The sequence below is a fragment of the Psychrobacter sp. R86515 genome (assembly GCF_042466315.1).
Classification (GTDB): domain Bacteria; phylum Pseudomonadota; class Gammaproteobacteria; order Pseudomonadales; family Moraxellaceae; genus Psychrobacter.
On the sequence record NZ_JAXHCC010000001.1, the window covers coordinates 1,341,892 to 1,364,255 of the forward strand.

Here is a 22,364-nt window from a genome sequence, read left to right on the forward strand (position 1 = left end):
ATAAGCGAGCTAAAAACGAAAGGCATTAGAGTGCGCTCTCATATGTTATGACTATGAGCGATATATTGTGGTAAATAAAAAGTGGCTTTATTATATCATTTTGTTTTCAGCTGCGCTTATCGCATCAAGGATTAATAGTCACTGTATCAGGTCAATGTCAATGTTACGTTGAGGGTTGCAAAAGTAGGAGCATTGCTTAAAGCCATATTTTCTTTGACACAGAGTGGTGGGCACTTTAATTATAACGTTATTCATCACATGGAATGCCTAACCAGTACTTATAGAATCCTGTTAAGATAATCTTGAACTATTTATCAACTGTCTTATCAAAATTAGTGACCTTATTAACGATTAATAGCTTCATTAAGAGTAGCGTCTTACCCAGATGCTCTGATATGACGCGCTGCAAGTATCACAAATGCTGACGTTATCACAAAAATTCATGGCAAGAACCTTAGTAGAGAGTAGACCTAGCATGGCATATAAAAAACGTTTCGATACCAGTAGTGCTTATGGTCAGCTGATCATACTGGTGTTTTTGCCTATCTGTGTGTTGGCAGCAGTAGGCGGCATCTTGGTATTTCACGAAACCATGCGTGCAAGCGACTCTGAGCAAGAAGTATTGGCCGAAGCGGTACTTATTCGCTACACACCAGTCATAGCTGAACTGATTCCTGAACTGCTAGAACAAGAGCGCCAGCAAGTAGGGAGTAGTGCTGAAGGTACTCAGCGAGCGGCAATGACGACGCTAGAGGGTATCCAAGATAAGCTTGGACGTATGCAGTCTGAACAGCATGTACAGCGCATTGCTATTATTAATGAAGGCAACCAAATACTGGCAACCGTCGGTTATGGCCTCAATGAAGAATGGCCATTGATCAGTGATTCCGCCAGTTTTTTGTCACAACGTCCAACGCCTGTAGGCACAGCGTATGGCAGTGTATTGGGAGAGTTTGAAGGGCAGACATTGTGGTTGCTCGTCGATATGGATAATGAGCCGCTTTATATTGCACGCTACCGTATTGCGATGGCATTAGTGATTACCGGCTTGTTTACTATCTTGATTCTACTACTGAGTTTAAATATCTATTCGAAACGTTGGATTGCCCCAATTTATGAGCTGCGTTTGCAGTTGCAACGTACTCATGTCGATAATTTATACCAACCTGTACCAGTAGAGTCAGATGGTGAGCTGAATTTATTACAGCAAGATCTAGTCAGAACATTGCGCCGCTTACATAGAAGCTTTCAAGAGCTCAAAGACCATGCCGAGCAAACTGAGGATGATTTACGGTTGGCATTTGATGAGATGGAGATGCAAAACATCTCTATTCGAAATGCACGTGATGCAGCTATTTCAACCAGCCAAGCAAAATCTGCGTTTTTAGCCAATATCAGTCATGAACTGCGTACACCATTGAACAGTATCGATGGCTTTATTAACTTGCTGGCACGTCATGGTGAGCTTAATCCTGAGCAGGACTTGTATGTACAGACCATACGTAAGTCCTCAGCACACTTGCTCGCTTTGGTAAATGATGTCTTAGATTTTTCTAAAATTGAGGCAGGCAAGCTGGTATTGGATCGCCATGAGTTCGATCTCTATGACACCATTTATGATGTGGTCGATATGCTATCTCCTGTCTCTGCGGAGAAGGGTTTACGCATGGCAGTGCTGTTTTACAATGATGTGCCGATGCGCATCAACGGCGATGCGTTACGTCTTAAGCAAGTATTGACCAATATCGTTGGTAATGCCATTAAGTTTACCGATAGTGGTGATGTGGTGGTGCGTGTTAGCTTAGACGATCACCGTGATAATTATCTGATGATTAGTGTGCAAGATAGTGGTAAAGGTATTTCTCTGGCAGATCAAAAAATGCTGTTCCAAAGCTTTAGTCAAGGCGATCCATCAATCACGCGTCAGTATGGTGGTACAGGGTTGGGTCTGGTCATCTCAAAACAGTTGACGCGCTTGATGGGCGGGGATATTGGATTTCATGATAATGCTCAAGAGAATATTGCCAATCAAGGCGCGACTTTTTGGTTTCGCATGCCAGCCCATGTCGATGTGCTAGAAGCAGCTACAGGGCAGACAATTGAATTACCAGTATTAGCACCACTGGCAAGCGAGACTGACGAGTTTAACGTGTTGGTTTGGATCAATCATACCGCTTCGATACAAGTACTGAAGGCCAGCTTGCAATACTTACCAATTAAATTGACTCAAGCCAACTCATTGCCGGGTGTACTGGAGTCGTTGAAAGAGCATGGTAATTATTGGGATTGGGTCATCGTTGATGATGACACGCAAGACGATATGATGGCGCTCCTCAAGCAAATTCGTCTGCATTATCAAGGCAAGCTTGCTGTATTCGGCTACCAAGTAGCTGCCGATCAAGCGCTACTCAACCGCTATCATGCCAACATACTGTATGAGCCATTAGACAAAAGACAACTCTATGCGATGCTCGATACGCAAAGCCGTAGTACGCCGCAAAGCTTGCAGGAACCACGCTGGAAAGGGGTCACGGTACTGGCAGTTGATGACCATTTGCCCAATTTACTAGTGCTTGATGCTCTATTGAGCGAGCTAGGGATTCAGGTAGTTACTGCGAGCAGTGGGTTTGATGCTATTGAGATTATCAGTAAACAGCAAACCAAAAACATCAAAACTGCTAAGAGCGATAAGCAAAGCCTATCGAATAAAACGCAACTTTCTAAAGCAGAAACACGTGATGAGATAAACAAGAAAACAAATAGCGCGTTCTATCATGAGGACACGAGCGCTGACGATAAGGCGGCTACGCAAGACAAAGACAATATTGATTTGATATTTATGGATATTCAAATGCCGCGTATGTCAGGTCATGAGGCAGCTAAGCAGATTCGAAATATCGAAAATACGGATAGTCGTATCCCTATTATCGCTCTGACAGCTCACGGGTTAGCAGATGAACGTGACAAACTCATAGCCAGTGGTATCAACGACTATGTTGGCAAACCTATTAGCCAACCGCAGTTATTGCAAGTGCTACAGAAATGGCTTGGTCGCAAGAGTACCACACCACAATTGACCGCGCTGCCCGATACAGATTTACAGAGCTTTGGTTTACAGCATCCAGATTTACAGGGTGATAACTTACAAGGTGCTAATGTACAGAGTATCGACCCAACAGGGGCTGAGTTAACTGCTATTGACTCGCTGCGCGGTTACTCAATCAATGATAATGATTTATCGAACGACTTGCTCTCTAACAATGTAAATGGGCTAGAGACTCAAGCCAGTTCAGGTATATCTTCAGATACATTAACCGCTACTTATCCAATAATAAGAGGAGACGGGGTAGATCGTAATAGTACTTCTGTCAGTAGCGAGCCGAAAATTACCCGCCCACTATCCCTGAAAAAAATCCGTGATGATTATTTGCGCGATAGCCAGCCTCGTGAAGGCTATAGACGGGATACTGCGCGTGATATTCAGCCGCGCTATGAAAGCTTACGTTTACAAAAACAAGGTCAATCGCAACTACTACAATCACCAACAAAGTCTATCAATAACTCTCAAGATAAAAGCCCTCAAGACCAAAGCTTTCAAGATAGAACAGCTCACGATAATACGACTTTACACGAGCAAATCAATAATGACCTTAGTAACAATAATATAAGCAAAAGTGATACCTCAAACATTTTAGATTGGCAAGATGCGCTCACTCGTTCAGCGAATAAACCTGAATTAGCGGCCAAGCTTATTATCATGATGATAGATACTATCAATGATGAAAAACAGGCACTCATTCAGGCATGGGAAGCGCATGATCGTAATATGTTGGCACAAATTGCCCATCGTATATTGGGCGGTAGTCGATATACAGGTGTACCGCAACTGCGTCAGGCTAGCCAAGATTTGGAAGATAAGTGCCTGCTGAATGTACAGCATACGACACCTGTGCAATTTGCAATGATTGAGCCTTATTATGAGGCATTATTAACGGCGCTAGACAACTTGCAAAAAGTAGATTTATCTTCTTATCCGCAGCTTAATTATCATCGCTTGAGCGAAAATGACATGACGTGGAAAATGATATAAGTTGAAGATGAGGTAAGAAGGTCAGAATCATTCAGATTCAGAGAGCGATAAGTAACCTCGTTAGATCTGCTTATCGCTATTAGCTAGGTGCTCTGTGTCTGCTGTATATGAAATTGACTATAGTATCGTGGCAGTCAGTTATTACTACGGTACAACAAAGACAAGCCTGCTAATATTGTGAATATTAGAACCATATTTGTTTTATTCATTAATAAGGATTGTTATGAACGCGATTGCAAGTTACCAGTATGAGACCTTACAAGTTAGTATTACAGACAACATACTGACGGTTACCTTAAATCGTCCACATAAAAAAAATGCCATGAGCTTTCAGGTAATCAATGAGCTGATTAAGCTGGCAGGTCGTATTAGCAAGGACAGAACCATACGCGCAGTCATTCTAAATGGGGCAGAGGGGACGTTTTGCGCAGGGATTGATTTAGGAGACTTAAATCATCCAAAAAACACAGCATTTGCGCTTTGGGAGTTGATTAAGCCATGGCAAAGTGCGTTCCAACGAGTATGCTTGGTATGGCGTGATCTGCCAGTACCTGTCATAGCCGTATTAGAAGGGTATTGTATCGGCGCTGGGTTACAGTTGGCGTTGGCTTGTGACGTACGTATCAGCCATCCTGATTGTCAATTATCTATTATGGAAGCTAAATGGGGTTTAGTGCCAGACATGGGACTGACCCAATCGGCATTTGGAGTTCTACGAGAAGACACTCTAAAAGAGCTCGCCATGAGCGCCCGTATCATCGATGCTAATGAAGGCAAAGAGTTAGGCTTGATTAGCCATTGTAGTGAAGTGCCTCTTGAACAAGCACAAAAGCTTGCTGCCGAGTTTGCAGAGCGCTCTCCTGATGCGGTGCTAGCAAGTAAACGTGTGATAAATGCGATGTACGATCAGCCTGCTAAGACTTTATATAAAGAAAAAGCATGGCAGCTTAAAATGATGCTTGGTCGTAATCGTAAGCTTGCCCTCAGAAAAGCAAAGCAGGCCAGCACCTTATTTGGCAAACGTCAATTCCGCTAAATTTTTCCTATTAGCAACTTTGCTAGTTCTGTTTTTTATTTGACTCGCTTTAATAGAAGAGGTTGCTTCCTAAGAATACCAGACATATTTTGATAAGTTCTTTCGACGAGTTTTAATTGTTAGCGGTTGTTTCGCCAATATCTTATAGCCATTGAAATGCAAGCAGATAGCACGATATAGCATTGTCTGCTTGCACCGATGTGGGTAAAGATGCACTATTGTTGTTAAAGGTATCTATTTTGATTACTGGATAAGCCAGTAAAATGACGAAAGCCTACCTAACAACACGTGCAAGCAATTAAACGTCGAAAAATAAAATATCAAAAATAATAGCCACTATATAAAACGGTCTAAATATGTCTGCTTCAAAACCCTCCCTTCCAAACAAACCTATCGCTTCTGAACGAGTGCGCTCTGCTGATTTGCCTGTTGCATGGATTATGATGCTTGGGCTGATGGTTGCGGTGGGCCCATTATCCATTGATATGTATCTGCCAGCGCTACCATCGATGGCCGATGATTTCGGTGTTTCAACGGCCTTTATGGCCAACTCTGTCCCTGCATACTTTTTAGGTTTGGTATTCGGGCAGCTATTTTACGGACCCTTCAGTGACCGTGTCGGCCGTGTCAAACCCTTGTATATAGGTATGACGTTATACGTTATTGCTTCTATCCTTTGTGCGACCACTGACAATGAGTACGTACTGTTTGCAGGCCGGACTTTACAAGCATTGGGCGCGTGCGTCGGTGCAGTAGTTACTCGCGCTGCGATTCGAGATCGCCTCACTGCCAAACAAACGGCAAAAGCTTTTTCCATTATGATTTTAGTGATGGGCTTAGCACCCATATTGGCACCATCGCTTGGCGCGCTATTCTTACAGTTTTTTGATTGGCACTCTATCTTCTGGTTTTTAGCTGCATTTGGCGCTCTAAACTTGCTACTTACTAAGTTTTTCTTTTTTGAAACTTTGACTGAAGAAAACCGTAACGTACGCCCTGCAAGAGAAGTGCTCAGTCAATATTGGGACTTATTAAAAGACCCGACTTTTAACTATCCAGCAATTGGTGGTGGATTGTTAATGGGAGCGATGTTTGTCTATATCAGCTCGGCTTCAGAGTTAATTATGGATACCTATGGCGTCTCAGCGACACATTTCGCTTGGTTGTTCGGAATGAATGCGGCGGGTTTTGTCGGTTTGACTCAGTTGAACCAATGGCTTACCAATCGCTTTCGAATACTAAGTATTTTGCGATTTGGGGCGATGATGCAGGTTATCTCTGCGGGTGTGCTATTCGTGACTGGCTTGCTTTTAGGGACGGATGCTTGGCTACCACTAGTGCTGGCTTGTATTTTCTTTTGTATCGCAGGATTGGGTCTGACCCAGCCCAATGCTTCTGCAATTGCGCTCGCTTTTCAGAAGCGCCGTGCTGGTATGGCAAGTGCGCTACAAGGCTCGCTAATGTTTTCAGTCGGTATCTTCGGCGGTTTATTATTGAATCTGTTTCCAGTCAACCCAGTCCTCAAGGTCGGTATTGCCCTGTTCTCATTAATGAGTCTCGGTTCCTTCCTGATTTGGAAAATTGATCGTAACCTTAATTTAGATGATGCAGAGTAAAACCCTCTCTATTTTAAGCTAGCTGTATTTTAAAAAGGCACTCATACGTTCACAGCGTATGAGTGCTTTTTTGTGCGCTCTATTTATTTTTATTTAGAGCAAAATTAAATTTTATAGGCACTTTATATAATGGAATTTATTGATTATAAACAAGTATATGTTGTTCAAAAATATATGCATACTTTGCTATATATAACTAATCGTAGATAATGACCAAACATAATTATTGCAATCATAAAATTAGACAAGTATTATCTAACGTAACTTTCTGTAAGCAAATATGTATAGACATTACTTAACATTGCTAGATTGTCATTCACTAAGATGTAAAACAACGTTAGGTTTCAAGGATAGATTATGATGCAGTTATATCGAGCGTTACCAATTCTATTGAGTGTTGGCCTATTTGGCTGTGGCAACTCTTCTACTCAAGAAAATGCAAGCGCAACAGTAACGGAAAACACAGATAGCTTTGTGAGCAAGCTGCCTGCTTCGGCGCCAACCATAAAGGTGGCCACAACAGGTACGATGCCACCGTTCTCGTTTCAAGATGACTATGGCAATATGCAAGGTATTGATATTGATTCAATTCGTGCTATCGGTGAAGAACAAGGCTTCAAAGTTGAGTTCTACAAGGAAACTTGGCAGAACATGTTTGACACAGTAGAGTCTGGTGGACGTGATCTAGCAATCTCAGGTATCTCTTACAAAGATGACCGCGCTGTAAAATATGGCCTTTCTACTCCTTATTTCTTTAATCCATCTGCAGTCATGTACAAAAATGCTGACCTAAAAATAAATCGCTTAGATGATTTGCAAGGCATGCATGTTGCGGCAATGGAAGGCTCAAAGCAAGATGATCAGCTCAGAGCGATGGGTAAATATAGCCAAATGACGACTCGAAGCACTGCTTATCTATTATTTGAAGATTTGATGCAGGACAAGGTCGATGTCATTTTGCATGACTTACCTATTTTACAGTTTACGGCAAAAAACCATCCAGAGTATGACGTCACTATCGTCTCTTATGAGGGTGAAGACAACCCGTCAGCCCAGCAGGTTATTCTGATGGCGAAAGGCAATAATGACTTAATTCGTAAAGTGGATGAAGGTATTGCAAAGCTCAAACAAAAAGGAACGTTTAAAGAGATTGAGAATCGTTGGTTAGGCGCAGCAGAGACTGCTGAAAAGAGTGATTCTGATACTAATACTAAGCAAGTGAACTAAGGAATTCTGAAGATGGCAACCGTACCTAATGTCGACAATAAGCGCTATCAAGGTCTGATTATTTCAATTGCACTATTTTTATCTCTAATCGGTGCTTTGCTAGCGTTCACGTTTTATACCTCAAACTTATTAGAAAGAAACACCGCTTTAATTGACCAAACCAACCAAGTTGCAAACAGTGCACAGGCGGTAATTAAAGATCTTTTCGACTTGGACAGCAGTTATGGTGAGGATACTAAGTCTCCACACATACAACGAGCATTAAGTCGTTTAGAGCAAAACACTACGTTGATTACCAACTCTATTGCAGCGATTGAGCAAGGTGGCACGATCACAGATGAAGACGGTAATAGCTACGATTTACCAAAAATTGATAGCAACGCACAAACCAACATAGCCGCTGCCAATGAGCAATGGAAAGCGCTAGAGCCCAAAATTCAAGCATACTTAAAAGATGCTGATAACGTTATGGTGCCTTCTGCTGATGAATTGACGCAGGCCGTTGAGCAGGCTAAAACATCAAGTTTGTTTATTAACGATTCTTTAGATAGTCTGACAAAAGATGTATTTAATAGTGCAGAACGTCAAGCAACTACCATTCGTCTTATTCAGGTACTTGGTGTTGCCGCTATCTTTACCTACTTCCTAATCTTCGTATTCTTCTTTGTACGTCGTCTACGTGAGACGGATGCGGAAGCACTTGCCGCTCGACAAGAAACGCAAGAAATTATGGAAACAGTAAATACGGGTCTTTTCCTACTTGATAAGGACTTGAATATTGGTCAACAGCATTCTCGCGCGCTGAACAATATTATCGGCTCTGATAGCTTAGCAGGGGAAAACTTTACCAATGTCTTGCGCGGTCGTATTTCTGATAAAGACCTCAAGACCACACAGCAGTTTATTGAGCAGCTCTATAACCCTCGCGTTAAAGAAAAGCTGGTAGATTCACTTAACCCATTAAACAAAGTCATGCTGCATAATTTGTCTGAAGACAAAAATCTTGATAACCGCTTCTTAGATTTTAAATTCTCACGTGTTTATGATAATAAAGACATTGCCCGTATCTTGGTCAACGTTAACGATGTATCAGATGCAGTCTACTTAGAACAGCGCCTAGAAAAAGAGCGTTCACAAAACGATATGCAGATTGAGATGTTAACGACTATCTTGAATGTAAATCCGAAGATTATTAATGAGTTTATTGGTAATACCCAAGCGCATATCGAGAAGATGAATAACATCTTGAAAAATCCTGGTAGCTCACAATACGAGCTTGAAGGTAAATTGAAAGCTATTTATCGTGAAATGCACAGTTTAAAAGGTGAAGCCTCAGCACTAAAACTACACAGCTTTACTAAGATTGCTTCTGATGCTGAAGACAAGTTACATGCATTACAAAACCAAGGTCAGTTGTCTGGTAATGACTTCTTACCATTGGCAGTACATTTGGATGACTTGCTCAGCTTATCGAACACGATTGCGACATTGGGTGAGCGTATCAACCGCTCAGCACCGACAGCAGCTAAGTCGTCAACCGTACAAGCACCAGTCGCTACTCAAAATCCAGTAGCAGACCATGCAGCTAGCAATGCTGATTTTGATGGTGGGCTAGATATCGACTTAGACAATGAAGCAGATGACGATTTATTGTCTTTTTACAATGAATTTACAAAAGAGATTGCTGCAAGACAGGGCAAGCAAGTACAGCTAAAAAGTACGACGCTAACCCAAACCAGCATTCCGGCAAATCTGGCAAAGCCAATCAAAGAAATCAGTATTCAGTTGCTGCGTAATGCGGTAGTACATGGTATCGAGTCGCCAAGTGTGCGTCATGCTACTGGCAAAACTGACGTTGGGATCATAGATTTGGAAGTGCAAGACAACGGTTCAAACTTTATGCTAGTGGTGCAAGACGACGGACAAGGTATCAACTACGACAGCATCCGTAATAAACTGATTCAAGAAGGTAGTTTCGGTACGGAAGAAGCAAATCAGCTTAGCAAAGGTGACTTGCTCAAACAGCTGTTCTCTTCTGGATTCTCTACCAAAGAGCACTCAGATGAAGATGGTGGCCGCGGTGTTGGACTTGATATCATTAAAGCAAAAGTAAAAGAGTATGATGGCAAGCTTAACGTAAATAGCGAGCTGGGTCAGATGACACGGTTTGTCATTACTTTACCTAAAGCTTAATCAAAATAGTAATTATATTGTCAGGGACGACAAGCACTTCATTAAAGGTAGTAGATAAGTTATGCATAAGTTAATGATTGTTGATGATTCAAATATTATTAGAAACCGTATTCAGCGCGCATACGATTCAGGAAAGTTCATGTTGGTTGCGACAGCGACCAGCGGTGTTCAAGCCATCGAAAAGTTCAATGTTCATCGCCCTGATGTGATCACCATGGATCTAACCATGCCACAAATGGATGGGCTAGAATGTATTGAAAAAATCATCGCGATTGATCCTGAAGTACGCATTTTAGTGGTATCAGCGTTATCGGACAAAGCCACCGGCATCGAAGCACTGTCGCTAGGTGCTAGCGGATTTTTGTGCAAGCCTTTTTCGGAAGAGGAGCTTGTAGAGTCTTTGTATGAGCTGATGCAAGACTAATACCATTCATCGACCAAAGCAGATGTCATTATGAAAGAGCAAAAGCTACAGATTTTTTTAAGTATTATTAGTAATTATTTTGACCAGTTTGGGGGAGAAGAGCTTATTGCCGATACCCCTTACTTACTAGAAAACAAACAGCCAAAAGTCCACGATTATACGGGCGTGATTGGTATATCTGGTGGCCAAAAAGGCGTGGTATATTTTTCGGCGACGCGTGACTTGCTGTCTTCAATCTTAGACAGCATGGGCGAGACCGATAAAAGTGAAGAGAACTATGTAGATCTGGCTGGGGAAGTGGCCAATACAATTGCAGGCAATGCACGCAAAGAGTTTGGCTCAGAGTTTCATATCTCTGTACCATTTGTGTTCAAAGGTGCGCCGCAAAGTATTGTGTTGCCGAACGATGAACGTTCTTTTATCATCCCCATCACTTGGCATTCTCAAGTAGGCGAGATTGTGGTTTGTTTGCAAGACTAATGCTGCCACGTAATACAGATGGATATTAATATATTATGGTTAAAGTAGAAAAATTGGGTGTATTTCTAAGCTCGATTAATGCATTTTTTGCACAAATCGATGGCTCAGAAGTGTCAATTGATACCCCTTACTTGAACAACAACAAAAGCGCGATTGGCTTTGATTATAGCGGTGTCATTAAGATATCAGGGCCTTTGGAAGGCTGCGTCTATGTCAGTGCACCAAGCGTGATGTTGCGAGAAGTCATCAAAGTGATGGGAGAGCCTGACTCTTCAATCACCATGATGAAAGATTTGTTGGGTGAAATGGCCAATACAATCTCAGGTAACGCTCGTACAGAGTTTGGTTCAGAGTTTATTATTTCGCCGCCGCACATTGTAGAGAGTGCGCCAAGCGTGTCTTATTTACCTAAAGATCGTCAAAGCTATATCACACCATTTACGTGGCGTGGTTACAAGGCGGTCATTGGTATTTGCATTGCATAAGTTATAGTCAATCCTCTGTAAACGAGTGATAACTATAAAAGAGCGACAGCATTAACCTTGCTTGAAAAATAGCTATTAAAAAGATAATCATGAAAAAAGCGATGCAAATGTGTCGCTTTTTTTGTTTTATTATCACCATATTTTGTTTTTATCTTATTGATACGCTACACACAAACTGCTGGAGATTCTAAGACGTTATGTGATAAAATACAGCGCAGCTATTTTTATAATTCACTTTATAGTTTAGATTTGGGCATTTGCTTCAATCTAGCGATAGCTTCTTTTTTTAAACCAACCAATGACACACACATCATGGCAAAAAATTGCTGGGTGTTTGGCGACTTGATTAATTTGTGATCTGTTAGTGCTTTACTAATGAAAACTAACCGGTAGCAGATGCGTGTCGCTAAATAGGCTGTTTTTGTGATGTGGAGGCATAACCCAACCAATAGGATATATTCTCATGGCTACAAAGAATCCAACCAAAATCGAAATGCGCGACTTACTACAAGCAGGCGCTCACTTTGGTCACCAAACACGTTTTTGGAACCCAAAAATGGGTCCATACATCTTTGGCGCACGTAACAAAATCCATATCATCAACTTAGAGCACACCGTAAAAGCGTTCAACGAAGCGTTGACTTACGTAAACGGCCTAGCTGCTAAGAAAAACAAAGTATTATTTGTTGGTACTAAACGCGCTGCAAGCGGTATCGTACGTGAGCAAGCAGCTCGCGCTGGCATGCCATACGTTGACCATCGCTGGTTAGGTGGTATGTTGACTAACTGGAAAACTCTACGCCAGTCAATCAACCGTCTAAAAGAGCTAGAAAAGCAAGCAGAAGACGGTACTTTCGCTAAGCTAACTAAACGTGAAGCGCTAGAGCGTACTCGCGATATGGAAAAACTTGAGCGTTCACTAGGTGGTATCAAAGACATGGGCGGCCTACCTGACGCTATCTTCGTAGTAGATGTAGATCACGAAGCTATCGCTATTAAAGAAGCCAAGAACTTGGGTATCCCAGTTATCGGTATCGTTGATACTAACTCTAGCCCAGACAACGTTGATTACATCATCCCAGCTAACGATGATGCTATCCGTGCTGTGACTTTGTACGTAACTTCTATGGCTGATGCTATCATCGCTGGTAAAGAATACGCACAAACTCAAGCTGGTGGTAAAGCTGAACAAGCACCTGCTGCAACTGAAGAAGCGCCAGCTACAGAAGAAGCTGCTGCAACTCCAGCAGAATAAGTAGCTGACTTAAAAAGTTTAACTTTGTAAGGATGTCTTGATAGTGTATCTATCAGCATCCATATAATGTTTTGAACAGCGTATAAGCTCATAATAGGCATGATGTAGTTTTACTCGTCATGCCTTGTTATTGAATAAAGCCTTATTAATAATGCCATGCGTATAAGCGAGCAGCTATTGAGCGAGTATTATCGCTCCTACTGGTCATATCGCTATATTGTACAGATGTTATTTGTTTGACATCATTGATGGCTATATTAGTAATCGTTCAAAACGAGCTGTCTGTTAGATTTTAAGTAATACTAAGATATTGAATAGAAATACAGCATTTAGAAATACAGCACTCCTATACATAACTATACTAAGGTGACTCTTATGACAGAAGTAAAAGTATCTGCCAAAATGGTAAAAGAATTGCGTGACCGTACTGGTCTTGGCATGATGGAATGTAAAAAAGCGTTAGAAGAATCAAACGGTGATGTTGAAGTTGCCATTGATAACCTACGTAAATCTGGTCAAGCTAAAGCAGCTAAAAAAGCGGGTAACATCGCAGCTGACGGCGCTATCATCATCGCTCAAGGCGAAAATAAAGCATTCTTGTTAGAAGTTAACTGCCAGACTGACTTCGTTGCAAAAGATGACAGCTTCACTGCATTTGCAGAAAAAGTTGCTAACCTTGCACTAGAAAACAACGTAACTGACGTTGCTGCTATCTCTGAATTGTCTTATGGCGAAGGTCAGACTGTTGAAGAAGCACGTGTATCACTAGTACAGAAAATCGGTGAAAACATCCAGATTCGCCGTGTTGAAACACTTGAAGGTGCTAACATCGCTGCATACCGTCATGGTCTACGTATCGGTGTAGTTGTATCTTTTGAAGGCGGCGACGCTGACACTGGTAAAAACCTTGCTATGCATATCGCTGCATTCAACCCTGTTGCTGTAGATGACGAAGATGTTGCTGCTGACGTATTGGCACGCGAAAAAGACATCATCGAAGCGAAAGCTCGTGAGTCTGGCAAGCCTGACAACATCGTTGAAAAAATGATCGAAGGTGGCCTACGTAAGTACCTAGACGAAGTAACTTTACTACGTCAGCCATACGTTATGGACAACGACAAGAAAGTTGGCGAAGTCCTAAAAGCTGAAGGCGTAAAAGTACTTGGCTTCAAACGTCTAGAAGTTGGTGAAGGCATCGAGAAGAAGCAAGAAGACTTCGCTGCTGAAGTTGCTGCAACTCAGGCTGCTAACAAGTAAGTACCAAATAGTGTTGGATCAGGCTGTGAGTCCTTAATTATGGCTCACAGTTTGGCTTTATTACTCTTAATGCATCAAGATATAAAGCATCATGACATAAAGCGTCCAGACATAAAAAAGCCCATTAATTCGTTAATGGGCTTTTTTATGTCTGGCTTTTAGGTAACTGGCTTAGCGTAAAGCAGCATAGGCTGAGTTGGCATAGCTAGCACTATTCACATTGCTGCTAGTGCCATAACTGACATTTTGTAAGCCATTATTTGTACTGGTGCTACTGGTTTGATTGTTAGCACTGATACTTGCACCAAACAGTCCTGCATCATTCTTATACAAGCTATGATAACGGCTCATCACTCTTTGAACATAGTTACGTGTTTCTTTGAATGGAGGGATGCCACCGTATTTATCGACATTGCCTTCGCCCGCATTGTAGCCTGCGACAGCATGTTCGACATTGTTATTGAAGCGGCGCATGAGCCATGCAATATACTTGGCTGATCCTTCGATATTGTCTGCAGGGTTCCAAGGGTTGCTCACATTGAATCGGCGCGCAGTCGCTGGCATTAACTGCATCAGGCCTTGTGCGCCTACTGGTGAGCGTGCGTTTGGATTGAAAGCGGATTCAGTATGCATCATTGCTTTCATTAGGGCAGGGTCCACACCGTTGCGTTCAGCGGAAGCACGAATGTAGCTGTCATAAGAGTTGCGACTTCCGCTGTTGCTAGCGGCACTGCTACCATAGCTATCGCTGCTTCCGTCATACATCTTAGAGTCTTTATAATAAGTTACTTTTACTTTTTTCGTAAACTTATCAAAATTTCCACTAGGATTGACATTGGTCAACAGTACTTGTCCACCTTTGTCTTTGTAGATATACATGTTGCCTGCATTGGCAGCGACAGAAAAGGTCGAAAGAGCAATGGCACTTAGTAAAAGGGGAGATAAGCAGCGAGTCATCAAAGTAGCCGTATTTATCATAGTAAAATCACTTTTTATCGAATAACAGCAAATTGTTTTGCCTATATATGCGTTGATTTAGGCGCTTAAGCGGTTACTGATTTTGCAGAATTATTTAGCCCACTGTGAAGACAGCAGCTTAGCAATTATCACTTTCAATAAGGAACCACTTGCAATAGATACAAAAAATAATAGTTGCTTACTATAACATATAATAACTTTTTGGCGCATCAGATTGACAAACTAAGTTGTAAAATCAGATTTCTATTATTAAATAACCTTAGATAAATCAATATACTAACTTTTCTAAGTGACTTAATGAGCCATTTATAGTGGGTTTTTTACGCTTATGAATTCATATAAATAAAGTGTCTCAATTTTTTAAGAGATAATAATGACATTTGAATAGTTGAGGTGATTTTCAATCTGAAATTAACAGTAGATAAGCCTATTAATGGTTAGGTTTTTAAAAATATAAGAATAGTTTAGGTAGGGTTCTAGTTACGACTAGATACCGATAGCACTGATAAAGATAGGCACCCAAACCGCGGTAACTAACCCGTTCACTGCCAAGCCAAATGCAGCATAACGTCCTGCTGTATGACTGATTTGCCATGCTTCTACAGTACCAAATGCGTGAGCTGCTAAACCTAGTGCCAATCCTTTAGCGCGGTCATCATTGATACCGCGGAACAAAAAGCGAGCGACCGTACCACCTATCAATCCTGAGACGATGATAATTAGGTTAGCCATTGCCAATGGTGCTTTGATTAAATCTGCGACACTCAAGCCAATCGGCGTCGTAACAGAGCGGGTAGCGAAAGCCAAGAGGGTCTCATGGCTGAGTGAAAATAAGTAAGCCAACGACATAGGCAGTAATGCGCCAACGACACTAGCAATAGCGACAATTAGAGTGAGCTTTTTGACTGGTAAGCCTTTAAAATTCATCGCCGCCAATGGCACAGCCAAGAGTACTGTCACGTATCCCAATAGATGGTCAAATACAGGTTTTGCCGCGCTGTAATAGTTGTTGTAATCCCACTGCAGTATAAATAGGAAAACAAGTACTAGGACAAGTGCGGTAATGACCATCGGTAACCATGACAACTTACGCGCCAATACACGTGCAATTACGTGTGCTGCCAAGGTTAATAGTATTGCGGCTAGGGTTGCCATAAATACGCTGTCAAAAGTCATAATATCTCTCCGCAGCTCACGGCTGTCCCTTTTGCTCAGTAGTAGTCGTACTATCAGTATTTGCAGCATGGTTGAGCCAACGATTGGCCAGTAATGCCAGTCCCCACAATGGGATGAGCGTACTAATAATCATTGTTATCATCACACCCAATAGCTCATCTCCTAGAGCAAATAGCAACAAGCCTGCACCAGCAGAAACTGGTAAGAAGGCAAAACCACTATCGACTAGTAACGTATTACTGGCCTGTGTGAGCCAGCTCGGCAACCCTTTAAGCAGTCGCCACGCCATCAAGATAACAAACATTGCAACCAAACCGACAATATTGGCCGCTTTTTCGATGCCTGCCATTTGACAGAGAACAACCGCCGTTTCTCGGACAACGATAACCATGGTCAACGTTAGAATTAACGCAAGCCATAGTGGAAGATGGGGAGAGTGAGCAGGCTTCATAAGCAATTCTGGCCAAGTCAGATATAAATGGATGGTGTACCAAACAAAGTATGTGATCGCACCAAGAATACAACGTAGAAAATGATGCTATAAATATTGATAGTAGCAATGATTCACTTTCGAGAGATTAACGCTATCTATCAATATTTGTTGAATGTATAACAGGCGATTATATAGAGAGTGGGGCAACTAATAAAGCCTATGCACCGTGACTGGTCATATCCAAAAAAAATAGACGATATCAATGGATATCGTCTATTCTATTTTAACGTACTATATAAGGGTTTGTGATCTAACAGTATGAATCAAACGTTCATTCAGTTACTGCCGCAAATGTCTCACTTTAACAATAGCTCTTATTATACAGAAACAACGATTATTTTTCTGAATCAGCTGTTTCTGAGTGTAATGCATCAAACTCGTCAAATGCTTTTTCTTCAGCCTCTGTCATGGTTGGCTCTTCAACGTCATCAACCTTCTCAAACTCTTCAAGTACTGGCATCAGCAGTGTTGCTTGTGCAAGCGGCAATACATCGATAGGTTTCAAGTTTGCTTGACCAAGTAGCTGTCTTAGACGGTCACTTGGCAAACGAATTGTCAGACATTCACGACCCGTATCGTCATAGCTTTCTTCTTCAATAACACCCAGTTCATATAGAGTGTTTTTGAACTGTCCAGCATCATACGGCAAGGTTAAATCAAACGTCGTCAGTTTACCTGTCAACAATTGCTGTACGGCAAGCGTCAGCTCCTCCATGCCGAGGTTCTGTCTAGAAGAAACATAGACGCGGTTTGGCTGACCTTCGCTAGCATAGCCGATATGTGCAGGCTCATCAGTCAAATCAATCTTATTGTACACATTGAGCACAGGTACGTCGTTATCGATTTCTGCCAACACTTCTTTGACCGCCTGAATCTGCTCGTGCATGTCCTCGCTGGAGGAGTCGATGACGTGCAATAACAAGTCTGCTTCTAGCGTCTCTTCTAGAGTTGCATGAAAAGACTCAACCAGCTCATGCGGCAGATGACGGACAAAACCAACCGTATCGACTAAGACGACACGACCAACTCCCTGCCAGTCTAAACGACGTAGAGTAGGGTCTAGCGTCGCAAATAGTTTGTCAGCAGCGTAGATGTTTTCATCGACCAAACGATTGAACAAAGTAGATTTGCCCGCATTGGTATAGCCGACCAATGAGATAGTCGGTACGTCTGATTTTTGGCGACGAGCGCGACCTTGCGCACGAGTCTGACGGACTTTTTCTAATTTGCTCTTTAGCTGATTGACGCGAGTCTGTAGTAGACGGCGATCGGTCTCAAGCTGAGTCTCACCAGGTCCACGCAGACCAATACCACCTTTTTGACGTTCCAAATGCGTCCAACCACGTACCAGACGTGTTGATAGATGGTTAAGCTGAGCCAGCTCTACTTGCAGCTTACCTTCGTAGGTACGGGCACGCTGCGCAAAAATATCCAAAATCAAACCAGTACGATCCAACACGCGGCACTTCACTAGCGCTTCTATATTACGCTCTTGTGATGGCGACAGGCTGTGGTTAAACAGTACGATGTCTGCTTCGTGTTCACGCACTAGTTCTGCGATTTCTTCTGCTTTTCCGCTACCAACGAAGTATTTGGCGTCAGGGCGTGAGCGTGATCCAGTGACTAATGCCAAACGATCGGCACCTGCTGAATCAGCCAACAGCTCAAATTCACTAAGATCGTCAGGATCTTGAATTTGGCGGATGTCTAAATGTACTAAAATGGCGCGTTCGCCACCTTCATGTCTTTCAAAATAATCCAAAGAGTATCACCTATTTAATAAAGTAAATGTCTCGCTATAATCAGCTCAATAAGCTTCAACGTAGCGTTCATATGATTATCTATATATGGTCTTATCACTTGATATTAAAGCGTATTAGCATAATTAGCGATGGTTTTATGTTACAGCGTTTGCTGCGGATAATTTTTTATAAATCTGCTTTATTACCCGTTTGTATAAAAGTCGGCACTCACTGAGTGAACAAGCTATCACTGAGTGTGTGAACTTTGTTATACTGGGCTCGTTTTTTGACTATTAAACACCCGTTATTTAATCATGAGGGCGAAGATGAGCCAAGCTAAATCAAGCTTTTCACTCAGACGACAGTTGAGCCGAGGCAGGCAGGTTGCTGGTATGACCACAACCATGGTCGGCGGCATACGCGCGGCAAAGCGTATCGGTGCATTTAAGCAGCCACCACGCGAAACCCTACCACGCTATATCCAGACATTCTGCCGCAAGATGGCAGGCTCTTTTGGGGTAAAAGTAGTAGAAGTGGAACCTGTAGAGCAGTTCCATGGTTTGTGGGTATCGAATCACGTATCATGGATGGATATTCCTGTCGTTGGTACTGTGAGCCCAGCGTTCTTTTTATCCAAGGCTGAAATCGGTGAATGGCCTGTATTTGGCAAACTTGCTCATGCCGCAGGGACGCTTTTCATCGAGCGCGGCTCCGGTGATGCAAGCTCAGTATCGGCACAGATTGCTGACTTTCTAGCCAAAGGTTTTTCGATTATTTTCTTCCCTGAGGCGACCACCACCAGTGGTAAAAAAGTAAAGCGCATTCATGGAACATTGCTGCAAGCAGCCATTGACGCTGATGTGCCTATCAGACCGATTATCATCGCTTATGTCAACAAAGACGGCACACTAAGCGACGCATTGCCATACTATGGTAAGCTGACGATGAAAGAAAGTATGAAAAAAGTGCTCGATAGCAAAAACGTGACCGCTTACGTATTGCCACTCGCGCCTATAGATCCAGAAGGTCGTAACAAAAGCGAGCTGACCAATTTATTACAAGCACGCATGAACGAAGGATTGGCAGATCTACATTCAAGAGTTCTTAGCACACCAGTTGAAGACTGATTATTTAGAGTTGAGCTAGTGTAGCTAATCTCAGCCAGTTAATAAAAGGGCGCAAATCGAAACGATTTGCGCCCTTTTCTATAGGAAATTTAATAGAGCACACATAATATTATTTATTCAGCAGGCTCTATTAAAATTCAATCTCTATGAAAGACCAATTATGGCGATGGATTAGGCTGCTGTGTATGCACCGCTTCAATCGCTTCTAATACATCTGCTGTTAGCTCCACATTGACACTGTCGATGTTTGATTTGAGTTGCTCGGTCGTCGTCGCTCCAATGATGTTACTGGTGACAAAGTGACGAGAGTTTACAAAAGCCAATGACATCTGCGCCATGTCCAAACCTGCATCAGCAGCTATCTTGGCATATTGTTCAGTGGCTGATTTGGCTTGCTCGTTCACATAACGACCGAAACGATCATACATGGTCAAACGTGCGCCAGTTGGACGTTTGCCATCAAGGTATTTGCCAGACAACACACCAAAACCAAGTGGCGAGTAAGCAAGTAGCCCGACGTTTTCGCGATGGGCAATCTCAGCCATACCAACTTCGTGTAAACGATTCAATAAGCTATATGGGTTTTGCACGGTAAGTGGTGGAATTAGGCCATTTTTATCTGCTTCCCATAGATAGCGCATCAGTCCCCACGCGGTATCATTTGATAGGCCGTAAGCACGAATACGACCTTTTTTGATTTCATCGTTCAACGCTTGAATAGTCTCTAAAAATGGCGTTAAATCGTCTAATGGCTGTGCTGCCATTTCTTCATCATAGCCGCGCTGACCAAAGAAGTTCGCCTGACGCTCTGGCCAATGCAGCTGATAGATATCGATATAGTCTGTCTGTAGACGTTCCAAATTACCATCGATAGCGCTGCTAATGTGCTCGGCGTTAAAGCGCGTTTGTCCATCACGCAAAAAATTCATTGGCGATATTTTGCTTGCGAGAATGACTTTGTCACGCTGTTTGGTTTTATTAAACCAAGTGCCCATAAAGCGCTCAGTATCACCCTGTTTGTCTTTATCTGGTGGTGACGGGTACATCTCGGCAGTATCCCAAAAATTCACACCTTCACTGAGCGCCATGTCCATTTGCTCATGTGCTTCGGACTCAGTATTTTGCTGTCCCCATGTCATCGTGCCTAAACAGATTTTAGATACTTTTTCATCGAGTTGCGGTAACGTTTGATACTGCATATAAGTCTCCTTCTTGACGGTTTTTATCGATATTAATTTTTATCGTCGCTAGTTTTTATCCTAGTTAATGCCTAACGAGTTTTTGATAGTCTTTAAGTGACTACATCAATTTGATACCTGTGACACCGGGCGGTGTGACTTTAAAGATTTTTACTTTAAATAATACGTCTTGTCCTGCCAGTGGGTGGTTAAAGTCGACTTCGACTTGGTCTTCATCGATGGCACTAATCGTACCGGGCAGCGTGTTTTTACCTTTGTCTTCGAACTCAACCATCATGCCAATCTCTGGATTGTCAGCGACTAGCGCAAACTGAATACGGCTAAAATGTTGGATATTTTCAGGATTCCACTCACCAAATGCTTGCTCTGGCTCAAGGTGTGCGGTGCGAGTATCACCGGCGCGTAGATTCATTAGTACTTGTTCAAAACCAGGTAATAAGCTCTCATCACCAATGGTCAAAGACACAGGTGCATCACGATTAAAGGTTGAGTCGATGATGGTGCCGTTCTCTAGTGAAACTTCAAAGTGCAGCTTCACAAGGCTGCCGTGAGCGATACGAGTGTCTTCGTTTGGATTGATAAATTGAGATTGAGTCATAATAAAAAGCCATCAGTTGCTAGAATAAAAGAATAGAAAATAATGTGTTTGATTGCAGTCTCTTTAATTGCAGTATTATAGTGTAAGAAATAATAAGCCATCTAAGACCAGATGTAAGCGTCAATAATGTAACGCAGATGGTGTACTATAATTGGCAATTCTAAAATATATGAGGTGTCGGTAGTGAATAAACAACAAGGCACTGTCAAAAAATGGCAGGATGATAAAGGGTTTGGCTTTATTGAAACTGAAGCAGGCGAGTCTGTCTTCTTTCATGTGAGTGAGTTTAAGGCTCAGCGCCGTCCTAATATCGGTGAGGCAGTGGTCTTTAGCATTGGACGAGATGCGGAGGGACGCAAGCGAGCCAAGCAAGTACAAGAGCTTGGGTTTGTACAGCAAAAAATGGCACAAAAAAATCAGCAGATCCGTCAGCGCAATCAGAAACGTAGCCATCAGGCAGAGTTTGAAGCGGGTCAAAAGAAACGCTCATTTCTTGGACTGGCTTTTTATGGTGTCTTAGCTTTATTAGCAGCGACAGATAAACTGAGCTGGCTAGTGGTCGGCTGGTACGTCGTGCTAGGGATTATTACTTATGGTATGTATGCCAAAGACAAAGCTGCTGCGCAAAGTGGCGACTGGCGTACGCCTGAGTCTACATTGCACATACTAAGCGCGCTTGGCGGTTGGGTAGGTGCGCTATTGGCTCAGACGTATCTGCGTCACAAATCACAAAAGCCTGAGTTTCGAGTTACTTATTATTTGACCGTCGTTGTGAACATGGCAGGTTTGTTGTTTCTATTGGCAGGTGGTGGGTTAGAGACTGTGACTGGTTTACTGTCAGAATTTCTATAAATAATTGCATTCACGATTAGCAGTATTGCTACGTGTCTGACGAAAGCACTAAAACGATCGACAAAAAAAGGTGGGTTACGAATACGTAACCCACCTTTTTTGTTTATGAATTGAACTGGTTTATCTAACTACACAC

General features: G+C 42.4%; 18 protein-coding genes. 12 read left to right on the top strand and 6 right to left on the bottom strand.

The window, feature by feature from the left end:
- Window positions 1-475: 475 nt before the first annotated feature.
- From SJY28_RS05665 to tsf, 10 genes are all read left to right on the top strand, one after another.
- Complete coding sequence (locus SJY28_RS05665) at window positions 476-4,090, top strand: ATP-binding protein (RefSeq protein ID WP_379543770.1); 3,615 nt, start codon at window positions 476-478, stop codon at window positions 4,088-4,090.
- Between the two features lie 223 nt (window positions 4,091-4,313).
- Window positions 4,314-5,126, top strand: coding sequence for a crotonase/enoyl-CoA hydratase family protein (locus SJY28_RS05670; RefSeq protein ID WP_379543772.1), 813 nt, complete (start codon window positions 4,314-4,316; stop codon window positions 5,124-5,126).
- A 356-nt stretch (window positions 5,127-5,482) separates the two neighbouring features.
- Entirely contained in the window at window positions 5,483-6,742 is a 1,260-nt protein-coding gene (locus tag SJY28_RS05675; RefSeq protein ID WP_201571507.1) for a multidrug effflux MFS transporter, read from the top strand.
- Between the two features lie 357 nt (window positions 6,743-7,099).
- Window positions 7,100-7,969, top strand: coding sequence for a substrate-binding periplasmic protein (locus SJY28_RS05680; RefSeq protein ID WP_379543773.1), 870 nt, complete (start codon window positions 7,100-7,102; stop codon window positions 7,967-7,969).
- Window positions 7,970-7,981: 12 nt separating this feature from the next.
- The gene (locus SJY28_RS05685; RefSeq protein WP_379543774.1) at window positions 7,982-10,162 is read left to right on the top strand and encodes an ATP-binding protein; all 2,181 of its coding nucleotides are present in this window, start codon (window positions 7,982-7,984) and stop codon (window positions 10,160-10,162) included.
- A 61-nt stretch (window positions 10,163-10,223) separates the two neighbouring features.
- Complete coding sequence (locus SJY28_RS05690; RefSeq protein WP_057758425.1) at window positions 10,224-10,586, top strand: response regulator; 363 nt, start codon at window positions 10,224-10,226, stop codon at window positions 10,584-10,586.
- Between the two features lie 30 nt (window positions 10,587-10,616).
- The gene (locus tag SJY28_RS05695) at window positions 10,617-11,066 is read left to right on the top strand and encodes a chemotaxis protein CheX (RefSeq protein ID WP_057758427.1); all 450 of its coding nucleotides are present in this window, start codon (window positions 10,617-10,619) and stop codon (window positions 11,064-11,066) included.
- A 35-nt stretch (window positions 11,067-11,101) separates the two neighbouring features.
- A complete protein-coding gene (locus tag SJY28_RS05700; RefSeq protein WP_057758429.1) occupies window positions 11,102-11,551 on the top strand; it encodes a chemotaxis protein CheX in 450 nt (149 codons plus the stop codon).
- Window positions 11,552-12,014: 463 nt separating this feature from the next.
- Complete coding sequence (gene rpsB, locus SJY28_RS05705) at window positions 12,015-12,806, top strand: 30S ribosomal protein S2 (RefSeq protein WP_335731855.1); 792 nt, start codon at window positions 12,015-12,017, stop codon at window positions 12,804-12,806.
- A 375-nt stretch (window positions 12,807-13,181) separates the two neighbouring features.
- Window positions 13,182-14,063: a translation elongation factor Ts gene (tsf, locus tag SJY28_RS05710; RefSeq protein WP_057758434.1), complete on the top strand. Its 882-nt coding sequence runs from the start codon at window positions 13,182-13,184 to the stop codon at window positions 14,061-14,063.
- Window positions 14,064-14,234: 171 nt separating this feature from the next.
- On the opposite strand, the gene SJY28_RS05715 is transcribed toward tsf, so the two are convergent.
- The 4 genes from SJY28_RS05715 to hflX all read right to left on the bottom strand — a co-directional run bounded on the left by SJY28_RS05715 (window position 14,235) and on the right by hflX (window position 18,472).
- Window positions 14,235-15,041 carry a lytic transglycosylase domain-containing protein gene (locus SJY28_RS05715; protein WP_102094603.1) on the bottom strand — a complete coding sequence of 269 codons (807 nt, stop codon included), beginning with the start codon at window positions 15,039-15,041 and terminating at the stop codon, window positions 14,235-14,237.
- A 486-nt stretch (window positions 15,042-15,527) separates the two neighbouring features.
- Entirely contained in the window at window positions 15,528-16,217 is a 690-nt protein-coding gene (locus tag SJY28_RS05720; RefSeq protein WP_102091538.1) for an LrgB family protein, read from the bottom strand.
- Window positions 16,218-16,233: 16 nt separating this feature from the next.
- The gene (locus tag SJY28_RS05725; RefSeq protein WP_290178107.1) at window positions 16,234-16,668 is read right to left on the bottom strand and encodes a CidA/LrgA family protein; all 435 of its coding nucleotides are present in this window, start codon (window positions 16,666-16,668) and stop codon (window positions 16,234-16,236) included.
- A 376-nt stretch (window positions 16,669-17,044) separates the two neighbouring features.
- A complete protein-coding gene (hflX, locus tag SJY28_RS05730; RefSeq protein ID WP_057758442.1) occupies window positions 17,045-18,472 on the bottom strand; it encodes a ribosome rescue GTPase HflX in 1,428 nt (475 codons plus the stop codon).
- A 306-nt stretch (window positions 18,473-18,778) separates the two neighbouring features.
- On the opposite strand from hflX, the gene SJY28_RS05735 reads away from it, so the two are divergent.
- Window positions 18,779-19,579 (top strand): 1-acyl-sn-glycerol-3-phosphate acyltransferase, encoded by an 801-nt coding sequence (locus SJY28_RS05735; RefSeq protein ID WP_191114729.1) that lies wholly within the window; start codon window positions 18,779-18,781, stop codon window positions 19,577-19,579.
- Between the two features lie 158 nt (window positions 19,580-19,737).
- Here SJY28_RS05735 and SJY28_RS05740 read toward each other — a convergent pair whose 3' ends face one another.
- Together SJY28_RS05740 and SJY28_RS05745 are read right to left on the bottom strand one after the other, a co-directional pair.
- Entirely contained in the window at window positions 19,738-20,778 is a 1,041-nt protein-coding gene (locus SJY28_RS05740) for an aldo/keto reductase (RefSeq protein ID WP_379543775.1), read from the bottom strand.
- A 100-nt stretch (window positions 20,779-20,878) separates the two neighbouring features.
- Complete coding sequence (locus SJY28_RS05745) at window positions 20,879-21,376, bottom strand: peptidylprolyl isomerase (protein WP_379543777.1); 498 nt, start codon at window positions 21,374-21,376, stop codon at window positions 20,879-20,881.
- Between the two features lie 183 nt (window positions 21,377-21,559).
- Between SJY28_RS05745 and SJY28_RS05750 the strand changes: the two genes are divergently transcribed.
- Window positions 21,560-22,228 (top strand): DUF1294 domain-containing protein, encoded by a 669-nt coding sequence (locus SJY28_RS05750; protein ID WP_379543778.1) that lies wholly within the window; start codon window positions 21,560-21,562, stop codon window positions 22,226-22,228.
- The last annotated feature ends 136 nt before the right edge of the window (window positions 22,229-22,364 follow it).